This window comes from Halioxenophilus sp. WMMB6 (assembly GCF_033283405.1).
Classification (GTDB): domain Bacteria; phylum Pseudomonadota; class Gammaproteobacteria; order Pseudomonadales; family Cellvibrionaceae; genus Halioxenophilus.
In genome coordinates, this window is record NZ_JAWMQR010000004.1 from 212,663 (window position 1) to 230,057 (window position 17,395).

Below are 17,395 nucleotides of genomic sequence, written 5' to 3' on the forward strand. Positions count from 1 at the left end.
GCGTCAATTTCCTAATCGAATACTTATTTATACTCAATAATACTAGGGGCTTTATTGTTACGCGCACGCAGCTGATAGGTTATGATTCCGATCAATTCTGGCGCCTTTGCCAACACAATAAAAAAACTAAATATCATAGCAGTGGAAAGAGGCAGGGCTTTACTATTAAATGCATATTTAAGCACCTTCAAATATAAGACCGCGGGAATAAAAACCAACATCAAAATAGCCGCAGGCGCACCAGCAATCCACACTAGAAAAGCCATCAACAAAATTAGCGGCACCATAAGGCCCCATACTATCGCACTACGCACTTCACGCTTGTAGTACTGTTCCGGGCTATCGCCATGCATCGCGTGACCTTGGCCATAAGCGTGACCACAGCGTTTAGCTCGCAACCACCACTGCTTAAAGCGCGTCATTTGTGCATCATGCATGGTCATCATCTGGTCTATTCGCCATATCTCCCAGCCTCGCTCACGCAAACGGAAGCACATCTCCGGCTCCTCACCGGCAATGACCGACGGGTCAAAACCACCCACCTCCGCAAAAGCTTCTACACGTGCAAGAAAGTCGCCACCACAAGCCATCGCCTTGCCGATTGGCGTATCCCATTCAATGTCGCACAACTTATTATAGATGCTGACTTCCGGAAATTTTTCTTTGCGGCGGCCACACACGATTGCGCACCGGGGGGTTTCACTCAAAAACTTGGCAGCCGCGGCCAGCCAACCACCATCGACCTGACAATCGCCATCAATAAATTGCACAAACCCCACATCCGGAGCTGCTTTGACAAGGGCTTTGAACCCCTCATTACGGGCACGGCCGGCACTGAATGGCCGGGAAAGGTCCAATTCGACAACATGCACCCCCCGGCTTTCGGCATGGGTGACGCTGCCGTCTTGGGATCCGGAGTCGACATAGACAACGATATCAACAGAAGACAAGATCGACTCAAGGCAAGCCTTTAGACGCTCACCCTCATTACGACCGATGACCACTGCACCAATTTTGGATTCCATGTCTGTTTTCTGATCCTTCGAAATAACTGCCAACTTAGACTATTCAGCAAATGGATCTTTGTAGATACCCAGCCACTGTTTCAATAGATTGATAAGCACCGGCGGCTCTTGTACCACATAACGGTTCCAACGCTGCTTAGGCTCTTTGAACAACCGGTAAGCCCATTCCAAACCGATGTTCGTTACCCACGGAGCTGGCCGGGGAAAGGTTCCTGACTCGTAATCCACCGTGCCGCCCAGGGGCAGAAACAGTTTGATACTTTCGAGCCTGTCGCGGTACTTGAAAAAGAACTTCTCCTGCCGACCGCTACCCAGAGCAATCATAAGCACCGTCGCTTTCGATTGGTTAATCTCGTTCAACACCGCATCCACTGCTGCGTCATCTTTATCGAAGCCGATAGGCGGACAGACGGTAGCTACAACGATCTCCCGCCCCGCCTTCTCGTTGATACGCTCCTGGGCCAGCTTGGCCACGTCCGGCGCACCACCACAGATACAGATGGTGATATCGGGATTATCCTTGTGGTGCATGTAGAATCTGGGGAAGAAGTCCGACCCCGACACGCGCTCTTTGAACGGTTTGCCAAGTATCTTGGAGATAAAATACATCACCTGACTATCGCAGGTAATAAAGTCAAACTCCGGCAACAAATCGTAAAAGTCTTTGTCTTTCTGTAACTTGGCCAGCATTTCAACATTGAGCGTTAGCAGCGTTCCTTCATTTAACTGATCGACCAGTTCATCCATGGTGATGTTGTCCACAACAGCGTTCAGCATCGGAACCTGCTCATAGCCTGATGATTTCTTACGAGGCTTCATCAATTACTTCCCTTTCTATCGTTTTTACAAGTGCCGGCAGTGGCGACTGCGCAATGCCCTCTGCCTGGTTGCGGCCGCGCCTCCCCGCTTGTGAGAGCCCGGCCAGCGTTGTAAACACTTCGCACACAGCTTAAACCGAGCCTCTGTTAGGGGATAAGGACGTCTATAAGCCCCAAAACTCGTCTATCAATTGCTTGGTCTGCACAATATTGCCTTTGGAAGAGGCACCAAAAACGATCGAATCCAACCCTTCCAGCCCACAAACCCACTCCAGGGCCTCTCGCGGAGGAATTGCACCCGATGCCAACACAGACATGGCCACCACGCGGGCGTTGTTCTTGGCGATCACCTCTTTATAGGCCTCTACGCCACCGCACATACGAAAACCGATCTTATTGATGTTGGCACAAACAATAGGATTCTCAATGCCATTCTCGGTGAGGACTTTGATCAACAGTGGCAGGTTCATGGTAATAAACCCAGCCTCGGCGTTGTATTTTTCCTGTACGTAGCGGTGAAACTCCACCAGAAACTGATAGCCCTTAAGACCAAGAATGAAATCGGTGATCACGTTTTGGAGAAAGATAACCGGAGTTTTCACCCCTTCGAAACGTTTCATCTCGGCATCCACCAACAGGCGCAACATCTTGTTCACGTCCTGGGTGACCACCGACATAGCACCGGTCAGCATCGTACCCAGCACACCACTGGGCGAGAAACGCTTGAGCGTCTCCAGAATACCGACCTCGCCGACAGAGTTGGCATACTTATGGGCATAAGGCATACAGGGATAGAACTCAAAATCCGGGTAGCGGTCCGGATTAGACTTTACGATATCCGCTATATCACCAACCCGGTCATAGGTGGTACACATAAACACTTTAATGCCAGCATCGTAGGCGTTGTCCAGTACCTTCATGATCGATTCGGTATCGCGAAATCGCATGGACTGGGCGCGGGCCTTATCCTCGGACATATGGTTAACACCAAAAAACTGGTTGTCCCCAAATAAAATTCTCTGCAGGCCCATAGCTTATCCTTTCCCTAGTAGAGCAATACTTTCGATGATGTGGTCGGTGGCAGTGGCGGTGGCGAAATTGGTCTCAACAGCAACCGATCGCCCTGATATGCCATCAATAAACTGATCCAATTGCGCTGAGTACTCCTCTCCGCGCATGTAGAAGTTAACTGGTTTTTGCAGCTCCGTGATGTACTTGGACGTCCAGCCATCCTGCAATTCCTCAAAGGTGTTGCCAGGCGAGAGATAGACCCGCAACTCCTGACGATCGGTGACGATCTTGCCTTTTTTGCCATAGACCGTGATGGTGGTGCTCATCTTGCGGTAAGACTGGTCGCTCCAATTGGCCTCCAGATAGCCAGTCACACCGGCATCGTAGTCAAAGGAAGCAAATACCGCATCTTCAATATCGGCAGAGAAAATCGACTGCAACTGCGCGGAACGAACCTTACTGGGCGTCTTATAGATATAGTTCATCAAGTCGACCACGTGACAAGCATAGTCGTGCAGGCATCCGCCCCCCTCAGACTTCTTGGAACGCCAGGTCTTGCCAGTTTTCGGTCGAATGACCACCTGGCCATAGGCTTTTCCTTCAATGTGGTAGACCTCACCCACACAACCGGCCTCGACCAGACGACGAGTCTCCTGAAAAGTACCAATAAAGCGGTTGTGGTAGCCGACCTGATTAACAAGATTATTGCGTGCGGCAATTTCGGACAGAATTTTACCCTGTTGCGGGTCCAGACAGAGCGGCTTCTCCAGGAACACGTGCACCCCAGCTTCCAAAGCCTCTTTGGCCAATTCGAAGTGGGTAGAGTTTGGCGTGGAGATTATGACCGCGTCGGGCTTACTCTCCTTATACATCTTCTTAGCGTCTTTGAAGGTTTTCACACCCAACTGATTGGTGATTGCCGAGGTCAAAAAGGCTGCTGAATCGCAGACTCCCACCACCTCCACCTCAGGATGCGCAGAAATGATGGCAAAATGAGACAAGCCCATCTTACCCGCGCCGATTAGAGCTACCTTTACCATTAACAATATCCTTAATCCTAAAACAACAAATTTAAATGAGTCCCTATGAATGGCTAGCTCAGGGGTTTGGCTCCACTACTGACCGTTCGCATCTTTCTTCACACCGCCTTGGGGAAAAATAAAATCGGCTGTTTCAACCCAACAGCAAACACTTACCAACCACCTCGAGCAAACGGGGTAACTGAGCGCCTGATGGCAGCGCCGTTACAAGTCAAGGTGTCGTCCTGACCAGATAGCCATAGTAGCGTCCTTGCTACTTGGCACTAACACCGTGTCACTCTGTCTGCACCCACGCACCTGAGAACTACAAGCAGTGCCCGCTGGCCAACCAGAATACGCTGACGGACCAAAGCCGGCCATCAGCTGACAACAGTCATCAACGAATTCTCCCATTGCGCATGCAAACCGATATGACAGGCACTCGAGGTAGTGGAGATAAGAAATGTTCAGGATGCGACGACCAAGTGAAGCAAGCCACTTTCGCCAAAGAGCTGAGCTGCCAGTTACAGACAACCAACTGAGAGGATCAAACCGAGCCTGCAGAGCACTGTTCTGGACCAGCGCCCTGCCTCGATTTCTCTGTTCTGCTTGGAACGGCATCTGTCACCCCTACACTGTGTACCCGCCACCTGGACAGTAGCAGCCCACATCTTGGGTAGTAGAAGCGCGAACACCACCGCTCAAACGCAATGCCATCAAGCTAAAGACACTTGAGACGCCAACCGAACAACCCATCTCATTCCCCTGTCGTTACTTATCAGCTGCACTCTTTGCAACTCGGATGACGAAGCCATTATAAGCACATTTAGTCGATTGTTAATCCTCGATTGAACTAATCGGGATTAGCTGCCACCTAAATGCACTGTAACCAAAAAAGCTGTCCACTTCTCACAATAGTAGAGTTTTGCCAGCCATGACGCCCTGCCCACCAAAACCAACAAGTTTTGTTGCAACTACGTACATGCCGCTGGCCCTTGACCGCCAAGAGAATTACACTACCTTGGCATAAGATACATCTTGGCCCTCGCTCAATGACATTTCACCAAGTCAAGAGGATAATGACTGGCCACGAGCGTTGTCACCAACAGAAAAGGGAGCGTTTTCATGAGTCTGGAGTTTCTCACCCCGACCGCCAAATTCAAACAGTTGAACCAACTTAAGCCGACAAAAGGGCTGTTTCAACGCTTGACCTCCGTCACATTAAGCACCTTTCTGGCACTTATCTTCACCGCCTGCTCCAGCCAACAGGTTCCCACTCCCATTGGCAACGCCACTCCGCCAGCAACCGTAGAGTACTTAGTGGGCATTGGCGATCAACTGTCCATAAGTGTCTGGCGTAATCCGGACTTATCCGTCTCCGTACCTGTACGGCCGGACGGCAAAATCTCCGTTCCCCTGGCCGGTGATGTATCGGCTGCGGGCAAAACACCGGAAGCTCTGGCTGCAGACATTACCACCAAGCTCGGTACATTCCTTAAGGGACCACAGGTGACCGTCATTGTCACCAGCCCAGCCAGTGCTGACTTTCAACGTCGAGTGCGCGTTACTGGGGCGGTCAACTCCCCCGTTTCCCTCCCCTACCGGGAGGGCATGACTATATTGGATCTGGTTCTGCTGGCCGACGGGCTCAATGATTTTGCTGCGGGCCAGAATGCCAAGCTCTACCGCAAATCAGCTGGCAAAGTGACCGCTTATCCCGTCAATCTTGACGACTTACTAAACAAGGGCAAACTAGATGCCAACTATCCGTTGCAACCATCTGATGTTCTGTCTGTCCCAGAAAGACTCTTCTAGCAGGCTGCCAACACAGAGCAACGCTTCAGTCAGAATCTGCTGAACCCACTACCGACGATCAAATGGATATCAAACAACTGCTTTCGCTTATTCGGCATACACTAAAGGAACTGGTGAATCACAAAGTTGCAGCAACTTTGGCTGCTATCTCAGCCTGCTATGTGATTTTTTTAGTCGGTGTAAACATTCCGCAGAGCTATATCAGCTCATCGCTGATACAAGCGGACCACAAAACGATCATTGAGCCTCTCCTGCAAGGGCGAGCTTCAGCCGTGAAAGTCCCCAGCCCAACGAGTGTGGTAATCGAAACGCTCTACTCTCCAGCAATACTGGAACGGGCTGCCCGGGAACTGGGCATGATCGACGACAAGTCCACCGGAGAAGATATCGACTATGCCCGTAAACGGCTGTCGCGTTTTCTCACACACCAGGTGGTAGATGACAAACTTTTGCGCCTCTACTTTACCTCCAGTAACGCCGAGTACTCACAAAAAGCCCTCGCCACACTCATCAATGTTTTTATGACCAATGCCTCAGCCGAGAAACAGGCCGAGAGTGCCCAGGCTTATGAGTTCATCAGCAAGCAGGTTGAAGAGTATAAAAAGCAGTTGGCCGAGGCCGAAAAACGCCTATCGGACTTTAAAATCCAGAATATGGACGGCACCGAAGGGCAAGCCTTTGATCGAATTAACGAGCTGCGCTCAGACCTAGAAGAGCTTGAAATCTCTATTGATGAGAGCCTGGCAAAGTCGTCAGCACTGAAGCAACAAATTGAGAAGGAGGGCGTTCTCCAGCAGGCGCGCAGCCAACAGAGTCTGCTGCTCACCCAACTGCGTGACGCCCGAGTCAAACTGCAGGGGTTACAACTCTCATTTCAGGAAGATTATCCGGATATTGTCACCACCAAAAACCAGATCGCCCAAATTCAGGCTGACCTCGCAGAGTTACGCACCGAATACCCCAACTTGCCGGTCGATCCAACCAGCGATGACGCCAGCCTGTTTGAGCAATTGCGCTCAAACCTCTCCTCCATTGAACTGGATACCGAATCCCTGCTGCGCCGCAAGCAGTCACTGGAGAAGCTTCTGCAGAAGGAGAGCGATCGCGCAGACAAGGCCGCTGTCGACCAGGCGACCGTGGCAGAGCTCACTCGCGACTACGACAAAACCAAGCAGATTTACGAGGAGATGTTGCAGCGCCGGGAAAACGCCAAGCTCTCCATGACCATTGACGAGCAGGGCCAGGGCATGACCTATCGGATTCAGGAACAACCAGTGGTGCCTTTGGCTTCCCAGGGCCCCTCGCCTATTTTATTCATAGCCGCAGCACCATTTATTGCAGCACTGCTACCTCTAGGTCTATGCTTTGCATACGTATTTTTAGACCCCAGAATTCGCTATGGCCTGGCCGGCAGCACAAAACTTCCAGAAGGTGTAGACATCATCGTTCATATCCCAGCCTACGAAACCCAGACAACCAGCGTCGTACACAACCGTGTAAATTGGGTGCTGGCGGCACTGGTCGTTGGAGCCCTGGTGCTGTACGGCTATCTAGCCTCTTTCTGGCTACTCGCCGACTAGAGGACCGTTTGTGGACAAACTTAAACAGATCATCACTGAAAAGCGGGCAGCGAATCGTGCCACTGGTTCGGAGCAGAACCCCAACAGCCACGACCTTGTCAACCGTTTCATTGCTGGTGAGATGGTGCTTACCAAAGAGGAGCGTAAGCGTCTTTGGAAGCCAGACACCATGGTTGCCAAGCAGGTTATTTATCAAGGCATGGAGAATCTGGACGTCTTGAACGCCTATCGAGAACTGCGCACCAAACTGCTGCGAAAGTCGGGTGGTTCCAGCGCCATCACCCTTATCACCAGCGCCGGCGGTAAAACACACCACAACTCGGATGTTGCTTTCAATCTGGCGACCAGCTTCGCCATGGATACGAGCAAATCCTCTATCTACGTCGACTGCGACCCATACACCGCCGACCGTCAGGATCTGGCGATTCGGGATTTCCAGTTTGGCTTGACAGACCATCTGCGCGACTCCAACATCTCCCTGGCCGATGCCACCTACCCCTCCGGCGTGGAACACTTAAAGATAATTCCAACCGGCGGCCATACCGATACCGCTGCGGAGTTTTTTAATCACCCTCGCCTTGGTGGCATTTTTAATGAAATTAAATACTCACTGCCGCACGTATTCATTTTCATCCACACACCACCAGTTCTGCACTATTCCGAAGCGTCCATCCTGGCTGATATAGCCGATATGGTGGTGCTGGTAGTACCCTCAAAGCAGACCACTCAAACACAGATTAACGAATCGATTGAGCTGCTTGGCAAAGATAAAATGGCAGGCGTTGTTTTTACCGAATAACTCTCTGACCCCTAGCCTCTTACAGCAGGCAGCCCTACAGGGATCTTTTCAGCTGCACTGAAGCAACCACAATGAATGTGAAAGCGAAATTAGGCATACCGATAGCCACCGCCATCTGGCTGACCATGGCCACTTCGGCCAGCCAGGCAGAATACTCCACAGGCATTGGCCATAGTAGCGAATTCAGCGACAACGCTGACCTGTCCGAAACCGACAAATATGATCAACGCGAGGACAGAACCTGGCTTGATCTGGGCCTGGAGTTCAATCGCAGCCAATGGCAGCTCGACAGCCAGTATCGATTTACCAATGTTCACTTCGACAGCGACAGCCCCACCCCGCAACCCAACAATGATGAAATCATCGGTGCAACAACCTTTTCCGCCATAGGCTTCAAGCAGCGGGCACAACTCGATATTACCCATAATCGTGAAAACTTGCTGGGCACACCTGGCGATTTGGAACTGCAGAGGAATCTGCGTGCACGGGATACACTCACCGTCTCCCCCCGCTACTTTCTGCAGCAGAGCAGTCGCCAGCAGGTATACGTTTCCGGCCTCTACAATCAGGTCAGGAACGATGAGCAACTTAATGTCAACAACTCCATCGACAGCGACACCACCGGTTGGAGCCTAGGCGTCAATCGCCGTCTGACCGATGTCGACACCGTTGGTCTGCAGCTGAAAAGCCTCACCACAGACTATGACACCCCCTTCGCCAGGAAGAATGACTACACCAGCCTACTGACCTACTACGCCGTTGAGTTGCGACAGGTAAACTATTCGTTGGCACTGGGCTATAACATCTCCAAGGTAAGTGACCAGGAAGACATCAAATCACCCATGGCCGCCATCACGCTTGGTTTTGACAGCGGCGTCACACAGATCGATTTTGCCACTCAGTATCTGATTACCGACACATCGCGAGGGGATCGAGCAACCGGTGACGCCAGCATCACCCAGGAGAGTGCCGGTCTTGGTAATGGCAACTCCAACATCGTCAGCCGCTATGACCTGCTAATCAGCAACCTGGATATCAGCCAGCAGTTGACAACCACCTTCAGCACCACGCTGCGCTTGCAGTATGCCACGCAGGATCACACCCCCGACGACAGCCAGGACCAGCAAACCTGGTCGGCGGTGCTCAGCTTGAGACAGCGCGTCAACCCGCGCTGGAGCTGGGATATTTCCGCCCGTCAAAGTGAACTGGCGTTCGACCAGGACAACGGCAACGACAACACCACGAATGTCTATAATTGGAACCTAAACTACCAAGCCTCCCCCAAGCTGGCCTTTGGCCTCAACCTTGGGCAAACCAATCGCGACTCCGGCCCCAATGGCCGCACCTATGACGAACAACGGGTCAGCCTGGAGGTTACCTACCAACTGCGCCCCTGATTGCCACCCATACGGCCAAAATCCTCGAATTCAGCCGGGGTTATCACAAAAATATAGTTCAACAGGCGCAGGAGAATCCTGTATACTTGCGCGCGTTTTTTATCCAAGCCACCGAATTTGGCGACGCTCCCCTTTACAACACGGCAGCCCAAATACTCTGGTAGTACTGGCGCAACCCTGTTTGTGGCGATCAAACCCAGGCCGGCAGCCAATTCGGTTCAAACAAAAGAGGCCGCACCCGCACCTCACGGCACAGATTGACAAAACGCAACGTTATTCCCGGGCGCGGGCATTGGCCTGCGCCTCAGTATTTTTTAACGAACGAGTAAACCAATGACTGATTTAGCTCAATATCGCAATATCGGTATTTTTGCCCACGTAGACGCCGGCAAAACCACAACTACCGAACGTATTCTTAAGTTGACCGGTAAAATCCACAAAACCGGTGAGGTGCACGATGGCGCGGCCACCACTGACTTCATGGAACAGGAAGCGGAGCGTGGTATTACCATTCAGTCGGCCGCAACCACCTGTTTCTGGAAAGACCACCGTCTTAACATCATCGATACCCCGGGGCACGTTGACTTCACCGTTGAGGTATACCGCTCACTGAAAGTACTGGACGGCGGCATCGGCGTATTCTGTGGTTCCGGTGGTGTAGAGCCGCAATCCGAAACCAACTGGCGCTACGCCAACGACTCCGAAGTATCCCGAGTCATCTTCGTTAACAAACTCGACCGTATGGGTGCCGACTTCTACCGCGTGGTAGGCCAGGTGAAGAAGGTTCTGGCCGCCAACCCGCTGGTTATGACCCTGCCGATCGGTATTGAGGATGACTTCAAAGGCGTGGTTGACCTGCTCAGCCAGAAAGCCTACATCTGGGACGACAGCGGCCTGCCAGAAAACTACGAAGTGGTCGACATCCCGGAAGATATGGTCGAGAAGGCTGCCGAGTACCGTGAGCAGCTGATTGAGACCGCGGTTGAAGTCGACGACGACATCATGATGGCCTACATGGATGGCGAAGAGCCGACCATTGAACAGCTGAAAGCCTGTATCCGTAAGGGTACCCGCGACCTGACCTTCTTCCCCACCTACTGTGGTTCTGCCTTCAAGAACAAAGGCATCCAGCTGGTGCTCGACGCCGTTGTCGACTACCTGCCATCACCCACTGAAGTTGAAGCTCAGGATCTGACCGACCCTGAAACCGGTGAGCCCACTGGCGAGAAAGCCATCGTTTCTCCCGAAGAGCCACTGCGCGCGCTGGCGTTTAAAATTATGGATGACCGCTTCGGCGCCCTGACCTTTATCCGCATCTACTCAGGCAAGTTGAATAAGGGTGACACCATCCTCAACTCCGCCACCGGCAAAACCGAGCGCATTGGCCGAATGGTTGAAATGCACGCCAACGACCGTACCGAGATCTCCTCCGCCCAAGCGGGTGACATCATCGCCGTGGTTGGCATGAAGAACGTACAAACTGGTCACACCCTGTGCGATCCGGACAACGAGTGCACCCTGGAACCGATGATCTTCCCAGAGCCGGTAATCTCCATCGCCGTGAAGCCAAAAGACAAGGCGGCTACCGAGAAGATGGGTATTGCCATTGGTAAGCTGGTTGCTGAAGACCCTTCATTCCAGGTAGAAACCGACGAAGACTCCGGCGAAACCATCCTTAAAGGTATGGGTGAGCTGCACCTCGACATTAAAGTCGACATCCTGAAGCGTACCTACGGCGTTGAGCTGGAAGTGGGTGCCCCGCAGGTAGCCTACCGCGAAACCATCACCAAAGCCGTGGAAGATGGCTACACCCACAAGAAACAGTCCGGTGGTTCTGGTCAGTTCGGTAAGATCGACTACCGCATTCGTCCAAACGAGCCCGGTACCGGCTTTACCTTCGAGTCTACTGTGGTGGGTGGTAACGTGCCGAAAGAGTACTTCCCAGCCATTGAGAAGGGCTTCAGAGGCATGATGGCCGAAGGCCCTCTGGCTGGCTTCCCCATGCTGGATGTACACGTTGAGCTGTTCGACGGTGGCTACCACGCCGTTGACTCCTCGGCCATCGCGTTTGAGATCGCCGCCAAAGGCGCTTACCGTCAAACCATGCCTAAGGCCGGCCCACAGCTGATTGAGCCCATCATGAAAGTGGACGTCTTCTCACCGGAAGATAACGTGGGTGATGTTATCGGCGACCTGAACCGTCGTCGCGGTATGATCAAAGATCAGGAGCCGGGTGCAACCGGCGTACGCATTAAAGCAGATGTACCACTGGCAGAAATGTTCGGTTACATCGGCCACCTGCGTACCATCACCTCCGGTCGCGGCCAGTTCTCCATGGAGTTCTCGCACTACCTGCCTTGCCCCGCGCAGGTTGCCGAGCAGGTAATTGCGGCAGAAAAAGAGAAGAAAGCTAAGAAGTAATTAGAACTACTTCAAAAAACCGCCCATTGGGCGGTTTTTTTTCGCCTGAAAATTGCCCCCTCCCAAAAACTTCATCGACCATCGTCTATCCTTACCGGGGGAGAGTGTCAGTGCTGCCAACCGACGGTTGCGGCCGCATGACAACGCCTCAAACAGCAGCGCTTTATGAGAGTTAAACCAAGAGTTCACATGACTCCGACCAACCTTGCCACTGCGTAAGCACTATGGACAGACCAAGTATCTGCCCATAACACACAAGATAACGACGAACCGATAGGGAATTGCAGATGCTTAAAAAAATCCTTGCCACCACACTCCTCTGTTCTGCCGGCAGCGCCATGGCCGCGCCCGTGATTGATCTGAAACTCGCCGCCGGGATTTGGGACACCTCCGCCAGCGGAGATCTCGGCGAATCGGTCACCGATGTGGACATCCTTAACCTGGATGACGACCAAGCGACCTTCTACAGCGTCGCACTGGAACACCCCATTCCAGTCATCCCCAATATTCGCATCAAACAGACCAAGCTGGAGTATGAAGGTGATGCCTTTCTGACCGAAAACTTCACCCTCGATCAGCAGACCTTCACCGTCGGCGCCGATCTGCTCACCGATATCGACCTCAGCCACACCGACTACACCCTCTACTGGGGCCTGCCGGAATTCTACCTCGATGTCGACTTTGGCCTGACCGTGCGCGCTTTCAGCGGTGACGCCACTGCCGTCTCCAACACCCTGGGCATGACCGAAACTGTCGACCTGGACGTCGCTGTACCCATGCTCTTTGCCGATGTCCGCCTAGACCTGCCCTTCACTGGACTTTACCTGGGCGCCGAGGTTAACGGCCTCTCCGTTGGCGACAGCTCCATGGTCGACTACAACGCCCGCATCGGCTACTCCACCGATATTATCCCCTTCCTGGCTGATCTCGACTTCGAAGTGGGCTACCGCAGCTTCAGCATCGAACTGGACGAAAGCGATATCCAGTCTGACATCACCATGGACGGGCCCTACGCTCAGATCATGATCGCCTTCTAAGGGCAACTGGCGGGGCGTGCCACACACGCCCTCAGCCTGAGCACCCCCAACCCTCCCGGCTCAAAACCCGAACACTACTCCCCTTCCAGCCCGACACCGCTACGAACGCCAAAAAGAGAATTTAAATCACGTCTCCGAACTAAGCACCCAGCACCCCCGCCCCCATCCGGGCAGTTAGAGCAGCAATTTTTTTTGCAAAATGGAGCCGCGCGCCATAAATTAGGGTTTTCTATTCATCACATTTCCAATCGTAAGCATAGAGGCAGTTAACAGAAGGCAAACAGGTTAGAAGATCAACCAAGATGAGGGAGGTCGTATGGGCTTATTACATGAGCAATTCAACACCCTTAGCGATGCCAGCAGCGCTATCACATCGAGCAGGTTCTTCGATCGAATTCAGGCAGTATTGGCGCAAGCAGATATCCGCATTAATGGCAATCGCCCCTGGGATTTACAGGTACACAACGCCAAACTATTTACCCGACTACTGCGCCATGGGGCGCTCGGCTTCGCCGAGGCTTATATGGAAGGCTGGTGGGATTGCCCGCAGGTAGACCAGCTACTCACTCGCATGCTAAAGGCGGAATTAAGCACCAAACTGGGCGGCATCAACCGGCTGCGCCTGGCACTTTCCGCCATCAAATACACCCTTCTCAACCACCAAACCGAGCAACGGGCCCACATCGTCGGTGAGGTCCACTACGATATTGGCAACGACCTCTACAACCGCATGCTCGACCCCACCATGAGTTACAGCTGCGGCTACTGGCAACAGGCCACCGACCTCAATAGCGCGCAAATCGACAAGCTGGATCTGATCTGCCGCAAGTTGGAGCTCAAACCCGGTATGCGGCTGCTCGATATCGGCTGCGGCTGGGGTGGGCTGGCTGAATTTGCCGCCAGAAATTACGGTGTTTCGGTGGTGGGCGTTACCATCTCCAAAGAACAGAAACGGCTGGCCGACGAGCGCGTTGCCGGGTTGCCGGTAACCATAAAGTTACAGGACTATCGCTCGCTGAACGGCACCTTTGACCGCATCGCCTCGGTGGGCATGTTTGAACACGTCGGCGCCAAGAACTACCCCACCTTCTTTCACACGGCGAAACGGCTGCTAAAAACAGACGGCCTGTTCCTGTTGCACACCATTGGCGAGGAGCAAACCAGCCACCGGCCGGAGCCCTTCATCGATAAATATATCTTCCCCAACGGCAATGTCGCCTCGCGCAAACACCTGCAGGACGCCACCCTCGGCCACTTCCGCCTGGAGGATTGGCACAACTTCGGCCAGGACTATGATTTAACCCTGATGGCTTGGGCCGAGAACTTCCAAAGGGCGTGGCCAGAGCTCGACGCCAACTACTCCCAGCGCTTTTACCGTATGTGGCTCTACTACCTGTACGGCTGTGCGGCCTTCTTCCGCAGCCGCCGCGGGCAACTCTGGCAACTGGTACTGGCCCACCCGCAACGCACCGCCAGCTATCGCTGCCCGCGTTAATCGGGTTGTCGCTTAGGCGCTCGGCCGGGGCTCTAAGCCACCGCCCGGCGCGGCGCGTTTCTTGTATTTACCAGCTCCGGACCCAATATTGGCAGAAACAGCCCAGATGAGCCCGTCATGACCACAACCAATATTACCTGTCCCCACTGTAGCGCCACCAACCGCCTACCAACCGAGCGACTGGCCGACAACCCAAAGTGCGGCCGCTGTAAACAGCCCCTCTTCTACGGTGCCCCCATGGAGCTGACCCCGTCCAATTTTGAGCCGCTCATGCGCAACAACCAAACCCCGATTCTGGTGGACTGCTGGGCCCCCTGGTGCGGCCCCTGCCGAACCTTTGCGCCGGTGTTTGAACAGGCCGCCGGCGAGTTCGAACCCAGGTTACGTCTGGCGAAACTCAACACCGAGCAGTATCAAACCATCGCTGGCCAGTGGCAGATTCGTTCTATCCCGACTTTGATTCTGCTGCACGAAGGTCGCGAACTCGACCGCCTATCCGGAGCCCTGCCCCTACCCCAATTGCGCCAATGGCTGCAACAGAAAGGAATCTGACATAGCGCCCTGCAGCCTGACAACACCCCGCACAAGCAATAGCGTCAACGCAGATGCGGCCATGTTCACCACTAGGGCTATGAGCCTTGAGCAACATTGAATCTTTAACAGCCACGAGGAGCCCTGGAGATTCCCGTTAGCCCTTGCCGGCACCGTGTCTGTTCAGGGATACACTCAGCAAACTCAGATTTTGGTGCTCAGCACACAGATTCCCCCTACGACAGGATGGGAATAGTTGGAGGCACGGTGCGAAGCTACTGATCAAATCAGGTAACGGGGTAATTTGCTCGAAACCACCGAAGAGAAAGCGGCCATCATTTTCAAAACAGCTACCGCCGATAAACCCTACGCGATTCAAAATCACCCGTATGACATGCACAAACAGGTTGGGGCGAATATTCACTGAGAGCGGCCCGATGACAGGCTGTAACCGCACCACCCCGGCACAGCTCGCCAACAGTAGATTGGCTTACCCCCCTACTTCGCCGCCAACTAACCATCACCACTCGGCTGTCGCCGACTCCTCAATACTTGCGAAACGGAACAAAGCAACTAGGGTTAAGAGTGTTAATTATGCAAGCTATATACTCCTTATTATATGTTTATGAAAAAAAGTTCTATTCTACTTCCCCTAGCCCTCTTACCCGCCCTGTGCGCCGCCGAAGAGACTCCTGCTCAAGGCGAGCTCTACGCCAAACTCAACGTTGACGGCCAGTACTCCGATGAAGGTGACGGCGGCTTTACCGAAATTCGCAGCAATAACTCCTGGATTGGCGTAAAGGGTACTCTGCCAGTGGAAGAGGGCATTACCGCGGTCTATCGACTTGAGTGGAAGGTGGATATCACCGCTGAGGATGGCGACGAGTCCCTCACCGAGCGTCCCCAGTATGTGGGGATTCGCACCGGTTACGGCGAGGTGACCCTCGGCCGTAACTTTACGGCGGTATGGATGGCCCAGGGCAAAATCGACCTCTACAACCACTATGAGGGCGACATAAAAACCATCTGGAAAGGGGAAAACCGACTCTCCGACGTGGCCACCATCACCACCCCTAGCTACCGCGATGCACGCCTCATAATCACCTACCAGGCAGAAAAAGAAGCGGACGGTGATTCAGCGGTCTCTGCCGGCCTCTTCTATGGCGACCAATCACTGAAAAAAAGCAGACTCTTCGCAGCCGTGGCCCACGACTTTGACGTAGAGGGCTTTGACGTAACTCGGGCCAGCGTTCAGTTCAAGCTGGCCGGCGGCAAACTGGGCTTTATGGCGCAAACCCAGGAGCCCGCCGACGGCCAGGGCGACTCCCGCTCCGGCAGCTTGGTGAGCTATGCCTACCCAATCGGCAAGTGGGAATTGCGCGGCCAGCTGCAAACCATGGAGAAGGACACCACCAGCAACCTGGGTGTCGACTACCACTTTGGCAAACGCACCAAGGTATTCGCCTGGTATGCCAATATCGATCGAGAGGATGCCGACCAACGCAGCTACTTTGCAGTCGGCTTTGAACACAAGCTATCGAAATTTTTCTAGTCGACCAAGCTCGAACTCAGTAATCCAATAGGCGTCCGTACAGTTCCGGGCGCCGATCGCGGAACAGCCCCCAGGCCGTGCGCTCGTGCTGCAGACGATCCAGATCGAAGGAGTGGACCAGCACACCGGTCTCGGTGCGTGACAGCTCGCCCAACTTGGCACCGGTGTTGTCGGTGATAAACGACGAGCCGTAGAAGGTGATCTCGCAGCTACCGCCCACCTCACTACCAACCCTGTTGGAGGCGATCACCGGCACCATATTGGCAGCACTGTGCCCCTGCATTACCCGCTGCCAGTGATCCCGGGAGTCATAGTCCGCAGCCTGGGGCTCTGAGCCAATGGCGGTTGGATAGAAAAGCAGTTCCGCCCCTTCCAGCACCATCGCCCGGGCCGCCTCTGGAAACCACTGATCCCAACAGATCGCCACGCCAATCCTGCCAAACCGGGTCTGCCAGGTTTTAAAGCCGGTATCACCCGGTGAAAAGTACTGTTTCTCCTGATACCCGGGACCATTGGGAATATGGCTTTTACGGTAGTTATCCAGCACCGTGCCGTCGGCGTCGATCACCACCAGGGAGTTAAAGTAGGCATTGTTGTCCCGCTCAAAATAGCTGATGGGCAATACCACACCCAACTCGCGGGCGAGCTCGACAAAGTGCGCAACCAGCGGGTTGCCCGCCAAGGGAGCGGCCAGACTAAAAAGATCGGGATTTTGGTCCTTGCAAAAGTAAGGGGTTTCAAACAGTTCTGAGATAAGAATAATATTGGCGCCCTGGGCAGCGGCCGAACGCACCAGCGCAGAGGCGCTAGCAATGTTTTGCTCTCGATCCCAGGTACAGGCCATCTGGGTGGCGGCGACCGTCACCACCCTGGGTATTGCGTGATTCATGAATTA

The 17,395-nt window shown here is 53.6% G+C and carries 14 protein-coding genes; 9 read left to right on the top strand and 5 right to left on the bottom strand.

Going from position 1 to position 17,395, the window contains the following annotated elements; all coding sequences use genetic code 11:
• Window positions 1–23: 23 nt before the first annotated feature.
• The 4 genes from SBL51_RS12760 to SBL51_RS12775 all read right to left on the bottom strand — a co-directional run bounded on the left by SBL51_RS12760 (window position 24) and on the right by SBL51_RS12775 (window position 3,894).
• On the bottom strand, window positions 24–1,025 hold the full coding sequence (locus tag SBL51_RS12760; RefSeq protein WP_317931351.1) for a glycosyltransferase family 2 protein: 1,002 nt from the start codon (window positions 1,023–1,025) through the stop codon (window positions 24–26).
• Between the two features lie 39 nt (window positions 1,026–1,064).
• Complete coding sequence (locus SBL51_RS12765; RefSeq protein ID WP_317931352.1) at window positions 1,065–1,844, bottom strand: WecB/TagA/CpsF family glycosyltransferase; 780 nt, start codon at window positions 1,842–1,844, stop codon at window positions 1,065–1,067.
• A 163-nt stretch (window positions 1,845–2,007) separates the two neighbouring features.
• Window positions 2,008–2,820 carry a hypothetical protein gene (locus tag SBL51_RS12770; RefSeq protein WP_317931353.1) on the bottom strand — a complete coding sequence of 271 codons (813 nt, stop codon included), beginning with the start codon at window positions 2,818–2,820 and terminating at the stop codon, window positions 2,008–2,010.
• 57 nt (window positions 2,821–2,877) lie between these two features.
• Complete coding sequence (locus SBL51_RS12775) at window positions 2,878–3,894, bottom strand: Gfo/Idh/MocA family oxidoreductase (protein WP_317931354.1); 1,017 nt, start codon at window positions 3,892–3,894, stop codon at window positions 2,878–2,880.
• Window positions 3,895–4,998: 1,104 nt separating this feature from the next.
• Between SBL51_RS12775 and SBL51_RS12780 the strand changes: the two genes are divergently transcribed.
• From SBL51_RS12780 to SBL51_RS12820, 9 genes are all read left to right on the top strand, one after another.
• Window positions 4,999–5,688 carry an XrtA/PEP-CTERM system exopolysaccharide export protein gene (locus tag SBL51_RS12780; RefSeq protein WP_317931355.1) on the top strand — a complete coding sequence of 230 codons (690 nt, stop codon included), beginning with the start codon at window positions 4,999–5,001 and terminating at the stop codon, window positions 5,686–5,688.
• A 272-nt stretch (window positions 5,689–5,960) separates the two neighbouring features.
• Window positions 5,961–7,268, top strand: coding sequence for a hypothetical protein (locus SBL51_RS12785; protein WP_317931356.1), 1,308 nt, complete (start codon window positions 5,961–5,963; stop codon window positions 7,266–7,268).
• A gap of 10 nt (window positions 7,269–7,278) precedes the next feature.
• The gene (locus SBL51_RS12790; protein ID WP_317931357.1) at window positions 7,279–8,067 is read left to right on the top strand and encodes a hypothetical protein; all 789 of its coding nucleotides are present in this window, start codon (window positions 7,279–7,281) and stop codon (window positions 8,065–8,067) included.
• A 71-nt stretch (window positions 8,068–8,138) separates the two neighbouring features.
• Complete coding sequence (locus SBL51_RS12795; RefSeq protein WP_317931358.1) at window positions 8,139–9,464, top strand: hypothetical protein; 1,326 nt, start codon at window positions 8,139–8,141, stop codon at window positions 9,462–9,464.
• A gap of 333 nt (window positions 9,465–9,797) precedes the next feature.
• Entirely contained in the window at window positions 9,798–11,885 is a 2,088-nt protein-coding gene (gene fusA, locus SBL51_RS12800; RefSeq protein ID WP_317931359.1) for an elongation factor G, read from the top strand.
• A 287-nt stretch (window positions 11,886–12,172) separates the two neighbouring features.
• Window positions 12,173–12,922 (top strand): TIGR04219 family outer membrane beta-barrel protein, encoded by a 750-nt coding sequence (locus SBL51_RS12805; protein ID WP_317931360.1) that lies wholly within the window; start codon window positions 12,173–12,175, stop codon window positions 12,920–12,922.
• Between the two features lie 316 nt (window positions 12,923–13,238).
• Complete coding sequence (gene cfa / locus SBL51_RS12810) at window positions 13,239–14,417, top strand: cyclopropane fatty acyl phospholipid synthase (RefSeq protein ID WP_317931361.1); 1,179 nt, start codon at window positions 13,239–13,241, stop codon at window positions 14,415–14,417.
• A 117-nt stretch (window positions 14,418–14,534) separates the two neighbouring features.
• Window positions 14,535–14,969: a thioredoxin TrxC gene (trxC, locus tag SBL51_RS12815; RefSeq protein WP_317931362.1), complete on the top strand. Its 435-nt coding sequence runs from the start codon at window positions 14,535–14,537 to the stop codon at window positions 14,967–14,969.
• A 604-nt stretch (window positions 14,970–15,573) separates the two neighbouring features.
• Window positions 15,574–16,500, top strand: a complete 927-nt coding sequence (locus SBL51_RS12820) for a porin (protein WP_317931363.1) — start codon at window positions 15,574–15,576, stop codon at window positions 16,498–16,500.
• Window positions 16,501–16,516: 16 nt separating this feature from the next.
• Here the strand turns inward: SBL51_RS12820 and aguB are convergent, their stop codons facing one another.
• Window positions 16,517–17,377 carry an N-carbamoylputrescine amidase gene (aguB, locus tag SBL51_RS12825; protein WP_317931452.1) on the bottom strand — a complete coding sequence of 287 codons (861 nt, stop codon included), beginning with the start codon at window positions 17,375–17,377 and terminating at the stop codon, window positions 16,517–16,519.
• Window positions 17,378–17,395: the final 18 nt, after the last annotated feature.